Genomic DNA, 7,385 nt, shown 5'->3' on the forward strand with positions numbered 1-7,385 from the left:
CGAGCGGGTGAGTCACGTGATGAGGTGGTCGAACTCTCCTGCCTTGACACCGCGTATGAAGGCACGGAGTTTGTCGGGCATGGTGGTGATGATGGTGACGGGGGCGTCGCTCTCGCGGATCTTGATGGTGCCGTCGGTGGCCATTGTGACATAGATGCAGTTGGCGGCGTCGCCGCTGAATGAGGACTTCTGCCAGTGGACAGCCATACTTGGCTCTCTCTCAGATGCTCTGCGCGATACGGCGGATGAGGTCACGGGATGCGTCGGGGTTGAGTGCGTTCTTTGCCAGCCAATCCATCACAGCCCTGTATTTGATCAGCTGCGGCTTGGTGTCGATGAACTCGGACCTGTCTCCGTCAACCTGAACGCTGTCCAATCGTGTGACCTCGGCGCTGAAGTACACAATCCCGGCGCCGGAGCTGGGGTAGCTGCCAGTGCCGAACGGGATCACCCGCAGGTCGATGTGTGGGTGATCGCTTGCGGTCAGCAAATATTCCAGCTGCTCGCGCGCAACCTTCGGACCGCCGAAGTCAATTCGCAAGGCGGCCTCGTGGACAACGGCAGAGAGCGGGATCGGCTGCTCGCGGTAGAGAACCGCTTGCCGTTTGATGCGATGGGAGACGAGGTGTTCCACCTCCGGTGGCGAGAAGGGCGGGACGACGTCGCGAAAAAGCGCGCGAGCGTGTTCAGGGGTCTGGAGGAGCCCAGGGATGTGAATCGCGGAGGCGATGCGCATCGATTGCGCGTGGTGCTCGAGTTCGGCCAGGTCGAGAGCTCCGGCCGGAAGGACCTCGCGGTACTCCTCCCACCAGCCCCGAGTGCGGCCGCCAGTCATGCGGGTCAGCGCGTCGATCAGGGCTTCGTCCGCGCAACCGTAGAGATGCGCCAAGGTCCGCACCCGGTCCGCGCTCACCGGGTATCCCCCGGACTCGATGTTGCTGATCCGGGACTGTGTGGTGCCGTGTAGTTCCCCGGCCCGGGTGACTGACAGCCCTGCCTGCTCGCGCAGTCTGCGCAACTCTGAGCCGAGTCGCCGCTGCCGGATGCTCGGCGGGATCTTGTTGGGCGGCATCCGCTGTTTCCTTCCCTCGATCGCCATGGCCGGCGTCGTTCACCCTTTGGGGTGACGGTGCTATGGATTCCTCAAAGACGGTGGACTACATACTACTGACTGGCTGGCTTTGATCCTGCGTCAGGACCGCTCGCTGCCCGCAATGGTGGCAGCGCCGCGTCCAACTCCCCTTCACGTAGGAGACTTCCATGACCGCTGCGCCCTCGCAAAGCTCCCGCCAGGTTGGGCTCGCGGCGGCTCCCAGGCCCTTCGACCAGGAGCTGCGCGGGCTCGTGCTCGACACACCGCACCCCGGCTGTTCGCCGTCGTCCAGGTGTGCGGCGCCGGCCGCGAGGACGCCGACGGGTGGGTTGTGGCGTGGAGGTTCGCCGATGGTGACGGGCTGGCGCACGTCATGTGCGTCGATGGGCGGACCCGGATGACCCTCACGTCGCCCGAGCGTGCCCTTCGGTACTTCGGCGGGCAGCCGGGGATCACCGCGCGGCTGGTCTGGTTGGCGCAGCCGGATGCCGCCGTACTCGACCGGGCCGAAGCGGCCTGACCCGGCGCCGGAGCGCGTCGGCACTGCCCGCCAGGGATCGTTGCCATGGACCTCGTTCGTCGGTGGACGGCGATAGCATCCGGTTCGGCAGGAGCAATACTGGCGCTACATCAGGAAAGTGGGGCCGCTGTGGGCTTCCCTTCGAGTGACATGCTTGCAGCGATGGGGAATCTCCTCATGTACGAGGCACTCGGCGAGAGGTTCCGTACACGGCATCCCGATCTCGCCGGGCGTCTTGAGGTGCCGCAATCGCCGACGTTGCACCTGTCGGTGTCGCTGGCCGGAGAGCGTTCAGTGGGCCTCTTCCAGCTGCGGTTCGCCAAGCCGTACGACTACTTCCCGGTCTGGGCGGTCGTTGGGCCGAAGATCTCCGAGCTGCCTCGCATCTGGTACGGCACCACGGACACCAATGTCCTCGTGGACGCTCTCCACGCCAGGGCCGTCGCCGAGCTCGAACGCGGCCAAGAGCAGACCCCGTGGAGGTGGGACGAGCCCGCGATCGGTGAGATCGCGGCGCTGGCGGACGACCTGGCGTCCCACGGAGTGGATGTGCTCATGGCCGTGGCGCAGAACAGGTGTCGCGCGGTGGAGGCGGAGCGAGGCACGAAGGCCGAGTACTTCGGGAGCGACCAGGGAGACTTCGTCGTCGTTCAGGGCCTGGGATGCTTGATCAGGGTGTCCAGCAAGCCGTTGTCGGGGTGGAGTGCCAGCGTCCGGGCCGACGAGGGAGGGGTCTGGCAGCGGCTCGACTTGGGCGGTCTCCTGTTCGGTGAGCCGTCCGTCGTCCCGGGTGTGGAGTCCGGCCGCATCGACCGGGCGAAGCTCGCGGGGCTCGTCGCGGAGCTGGCCCGCCTTCCCCATGTCCCCACCGTGGCCGAGCGGTCCGTCAGTCGGCACGGCCTGCCCGGGCAGCGGCCGATGGTGGCCGACCGGTCGGCGAGTTCGATTCTGGTCGAAGGTGCGGCACGGGAGTTGGTCCGGATGGGATTCGCGGACGTCATACCCGACGACACGTGCAGCCGACTTGAGTCGGAAACCTTCCACATCGAGTGGTGGAGCCGTTCGAAGAGCATGGGCCTCGGGGACGTGCAGCGGCTGTACGGCGCGGCCGCCGTCCAGGGTCGACGCCTGATGGTGCTGTCGGAGAGCTCTGCCACGAAGCCTGCTTGCGCCTTCGCGGACCAGGCGAACGCCTTCATCTTCACGATCGATCCCGAGGGGCGCGGTCTCCACTCCTGCAACGACCTCGCCAGGGAGGTCATCCTCGACACGTCGAGCTGGAGCCCGGCGCGAGGCTTGCTGGGCGACCAGCCGTGGTGAGGGCGGAAGTCGTCCGACCTCCTGGCCCACAGGCCTGTTTGTCAGAGGCAGGACCTATTGTGCGTACAGGATCTCTGAGAACGAGGGGCAGGAGCGGTCCGTGCAGGATGAGTACCAGGAGTTTCGGCTGCGTTTGCCCAATGGCGGGCCTGTGGCGCGAGGTCGGCTCCTGTCGGAGCGGGGCAGTAACGGGAGCCAGAAGTTCCTCGTGTACGCGGGGTCGCCGGCCCGGGGGAGCGTGGTTCCATCCTTCTCGGTACGGAACGTGTCCTCGAATCGCCTTCGGACACAACTGATCAACGACGGGAGGCTGCGGCCCTCCGAACGCTGGCCCGGGCACCTCGAGCTGGTCGAGGACGTGGAGTGCGGCTCGCCGTCCGCCGCTGCCGAGATCCTGATGGGCCGCGCGGCCAACGGGTGGTCGCGGTGGCGGACGAAGGACGACAGACCGCTGTCGGAGTTCATGCCGGGCGTCTGGGTCGGCCCCAATCGCGCCTGGCTGGTTCGCGGCTCCAACGTCTCCGGCCTCGACCTCGTCCAGCGGCTCTGGCTGCCGGAGAGCCTGGTCACCCTCGCGGCGTCACGGCTGCGGCAGGGTGTCGGGCAGGGCACGAGCAAGGAGCAGCTGCGCGCGTTCGTCCAGGAGGACTACGAGTCCACGGCGACGTACAGCCAGAAGCAGGATCTCGTCGAGGCGCTGCACGCCTTCCTCTCCCGGATCAAGCCCGGCGACACCGTGTGCACCATCTCCGGTGGCCGGCTCTACGTGGGCGAGGTGACCGGGCCGGCGGAGCAGACGGCCTCGGACGATGACCGGTCCAACCTGCGCCGGCCCGTCGAGTGGCAGAGCGAGGGGTACCCGTACTCCGACCTGCCCGAGGAGCTCCAGCAGAAGTTCTCCGTGCAGCACGACGTCGTCGACCTCACGTCCGTGCAGGCCCTGATCAAGGGGCTCGGGGTGAGCGACCAGGAGCTGGAGGAGGAAGCCGAGGCCATAGAGCGTGACCCGAGTACGGAGATCCTCATCGCCCGGCGCGAACTGGCCCTGCCCGAGCCGACCCCCGAGCTTGCCGAGGAACTGCTCGTCCACGACGTGGAGTGGCTTCAGGAGGTCCACGATCTCCTCTGGGACGAGCGTCAGTTGGTGCTCTACGGGCCGCCCGGCACGGGCAAGACGTACCTCGCGCAGAAGCTCGCGGAGTTCCTGGGCAGCGGCCCCGAGCAGGTCAAGCTCGTCCAGTTCCACCCCTCCTACGCCTACGAGGACTTCTTCGAGGGCTTCCGCCCCAAGGAGGACCTGGAGACCCGCGAGGTCGCCTTCCGCCTCACCGCCGGCCCGCTGCGCGAACTCGCCGACCTCGCCTCCCGCGAGGGCAACCGGCACGTGCCGCACTTCCTGATCATCGACGAGATCAACCGGGCCAACCTGGCGAAGGTCTTCGGCGAGCTGTACTTCCTCCTGGAGTACCGCAACAAGGCCGTCCGGCTCACCTACTCCGGCGACGACTTCGCCCTCCCGCCGAACCTCTTCATCATCGGCACCATGAACACCGCCGACCGTTCCATCGCCCTGGTCGACGCGGCGATGCGGCGCCGGTTCGCGTTCGTCGAGCTGTCGCCGCGCATCGAGCCGACTAGCGGCCTGCTGCGGCGCTGGCTCGCGGCGCAGGAGCGCGACAGCGAGCCGGCCGATCTTCTAGACACCCTCAACGCCCGGATCGACGACGCGGATTTCCGGATCGGCCCCTCGTACCTGATGAAGCCGGGTGTCTACCGGGTGGGCGGCTTGGACCGTACCTGGCGGACGAAGATTCTTCCGCTGCTGGAGGAGCACCACTACGGCGAGGGCGTCGACATAGAGAAGCGCTACAGCCTCGAAGCGCTGCAGGCCGAGGTGGCTGCGAAGCGCTCAAGGTTCGTGGTGCAGCCGGGCGACATCGTGTGGGACGACCAGGCCCAGGCCGATTCGTGACTGTCGTCCAACTGACCGAGCACGCTCCGGCGGTGTCCCTTCCCCTCCCGGACGCCGCCGGTCGGGCCATCGCCGCTTCCCGCATCCTCGACACCGTGGCCCCCGATCCGTACCGGACGGGCCACTGGACGCTGCGGGCCGGTAGCAAGGTCGGCGCGGTGAGCCTGGCGGTGCCGGGCGGCGATCCCGTGACCATGCGGATCACTCCCAAGGTGCCGATCGCCCGCCTCTTCTTCCTCATCGGGTACAGCCTCGACCCGCGCGGCTGGCGGGACGGGGACGCCGAGGTCGGCGACCACGACGAACTCCTGCCGGCCCTCGCTCACGCCGTGGAGCGTCAGGTGGACCGGGCACTGCGCCAAGGTCTCCTCCAGGGCTACCGCACGGTCGAGGAGTCCGCGCTTGTGGTCCGAGGCCGGATCCGCGAAGCCGAGCAGATTCGCCGCCGGTTCGGCGCCGCCCTGCCCGTGGAGATCGCGTACGACGAGTTCACTACCGACATCGCGGAGAACCGCATCCTGCGCGCCGCCGTCGAACGCCTGCTCCGCCTACCGGGCGTTCCCCAGGAGGTACGCCGCCGCCTGCTGCACCAGCGTGTACGTCTCGCGGACGTCTCCCCGCTCATACGTGGCCAGGTACTCCCCATCTGGCACGCCACTCGCCTCAACGCCCGCTACCAGCGCGCACTCTACCTGGCCCGCGTGGTCCTCGACGGATCGTCACCCGAGCACACCGCTGGTGAACTGCGCATCGACGGCTTCCTGTTCAACATGAACAAGCTCTTCGAGGACTTCGTGACGGTCGCCCTTCGCGAGGCGTTCCGGGGCACGGACCGAACGTGCCGGCTCCAGGTCCCGCACCACCTCGACGAGGCCGGTGAGATTCGGATGAAGCCCGACTTCGTACTTTACGGCCCAGAGGGGGCGCCGCAGGCCGTGGCCGACGCCAAGTACAAGGTCGAGAAGTCCGGTGGGTACCCCGACGGCGACCTCTACCAGATGCTGGCCTACTGCACCGCCCTGGGCCTGCGGGCGGGGCACCTCGTCTACGCCAAGGGCAACTCCCCGCACGCCGCCCACCGGGTGCGGCACGCCGGCATCGTCATCCACCAGCACGCGCTGGACCTCGACCGGGGGCCAGCCGATCTGCTCGGTGAAATCCGTTCACTGGCCTGGCAGATGGCGCCAGGTGCGACGCTATGATCACGATCGGAACAGCCGCCAGGGGGTAGGGAGTCCATCGGTGCCGCAGCTCGCGTTCGCGAACAGCTTCTGGGAGAGCTACGACGTCCTGGAGAAGCCCGTCAAAGCCGGTGTCCGGAAGGCGATGACAAAGTTCCATCAGCTCACCGTGCCCGAGCTGCACGCGGACAAGGGCCTGCACCTGGAGTCCGTGGACAAGGCACGCGACCCGCGGATGCGCACGATCAGGATCAACGACTTCTGGCGCGGCGTTGTTCTCGCCCCCGATGACGGCAGTGACGTCTTCCTGCTCATCAACGTCGTGCCGCACGACGACGCGTACACCTGGGCGGCCAAGCGGCTTTACACCGTCAACACGGCCACCCGTGCTTTGGAGGTCCGCAACGTCGTCGCCATCGAGCAGCTGACCCCGGCTCTTGAGAAGGCGGCGACGATCGCGCCGACGCTGTTGTTCGCTGAGTACTCCGACACGGTGCTGCGCGACCTCGGCATCGACGACCAGGTGCTGCGGGCCGTGCGTACTGTGGTCGACCGGCCGCAGCTGGAGGCGTTCGGTACGCTCCTGCCGGAAGACCAGTTCGAGGTCCTGCAGTTCCTGGCGGAGGGCTTCACACCAGAGGATGTGTACCAGGACGTCGTGGTCGAACGGCGCCCGGTGTCTCCGCTCCCGGAGTCCGAGCAGAGCCTGGCCACGGCCATCGCCAACAGCACCAGCCGGATCACGCTCGTCTCCGGCCCGGACGAGCTGGCCGACATCCTGGAGAAGCCGTTCGCGGCCTGGCGGGTCTTCCTACATCCCTCGCAGCGGCGGGTCGCCTACCGGACCTCCTACCGCGGCTCCGTCCAGGTCACCGGCGGCCCCGGAACGGGCAAGACGGTGGTGGCCCTGCACCGCGTCAAGCACCTGTTGTCCCGTTCCCCGGACACCCGCGTCCTACTCACCACCTACACCAACGCGCTGGCCGCGGCCCTGCGGGAGAACCTGGCGTTCCTCCTCGACGGCGATGACGAGCAGCTCGCCCGGGTCGATGTGACTACCGTGAACGCCCTCGCGCACCGGACGCTCGCCGAACACGCGGGACGGGTGCCCGCCCTCATCGGGGACCAGGAGGAGCGACAGGTCTGGCAGCGCGTCCGAAAGCGGCTGGACCTCCCCTGGACCGAGCAGTTCCTGGCCTAGGAGCAATGCCGGTGACTTTAGGTTGCTCCTGGCTGGGTGATGGTGACTGTCGCCGGTTCTGGTTGCGGCCAGTTGCGGTGTTGGGAGCGTTTGAGGGG

General features: G+C 67.6%; 6 protein-coding genes and 1 pseudogene. 5 read left to right on the forward strand and 2 right to left on the reverse strand.

All coding sequences use genetic code 11. The features are described 5' to 3' along the window. Positions 1–12 precede the first annotated feature (12 nt). Complete coding sequence (locus tag AC07AL_RS17605) at positions 13–207, reverse strand: DUF397 domain-containing protein (protein WP_478317759.1); 195 nt, start codon at positions 205–207, stop codon at positions 13–15. 13 nt (positions 208–220) lie between these two features. Next, positions 221–1,099, reverse strand: coding sequence for a helix-turn-helix domain-containing protein (locus AC07AL_RS17610; protein WP_478317760.1), 879 nt, complete (start codon positions 1,097–1,099; stop codon positions 221–223). Between the two features lie 391 nt (positions 1,100–1,490). On the opposite strand from AC07AL_RS17610, the gene AC07AL_RS17615 reads away from it, so the two are divergent. The 5 genes and pseudogenes from AC07AL_RS17615 to AC07AL_RS17635 form a co-directional block, all read left to right on the forward strand. Continuing rightward, a complete protein-coding gene (locus AC07AL_RS17615) occupies positions 1,491–1,613 on the forward strand; it encodes a hypothetical protein (RefSeq protein ID WP_478317761.1) in 123 nt (40 codons plus the stop codon). A 45-nt stretch (positions 1,614–1,658) separates the two neighbouring features. Further along, entirely contained in the window at positions 1,659–2,933 is a 1,275-nt protein-coding gene (locus AC07AL_RS17620) for a hypothetical protein (protein WP_478317762.1), read from the forward strand. 100 nt (positions 2,934–3,033) lie between these two features. Further along, positions 3,034–4,905, forward strand: coding sequence for a DUF4357 domain-containing protein (locus AC07AL_RS17625; RefSeq protein ID WP_478317763.1), 1,872 nt, complete (start codon positions 3,034–3,036; stop codon positions 4,903–4,905). Beyond that, positions 4,902–6,107, forward strand: coding sequence for an McrC family protein (locus tag AC07AL_RS17630; protein ID WP_478317764.1), 1,206 nt, complete (start codon positions 4,902–4,904; stop codon positions 6,105–6,107). Before AC07AL_RS17625 ends, AC07AL_RS17630 begins: the two co-directional genes overlap by 4 nt. Positions 6,108–6,147: 40 nt before the next feature. After that, positions 6,148–7,284, forward strand: a pseudogene (locus AC07AL_RS17635) (UvrD-helicase domain-containing protein); the annotation flags it as partial. Positions 7,285–7,385: the final 101 nt, after the last annotated feature.

The organism is Kitasatospora sp. NPDC043949, from assembly GCF_056435365.1.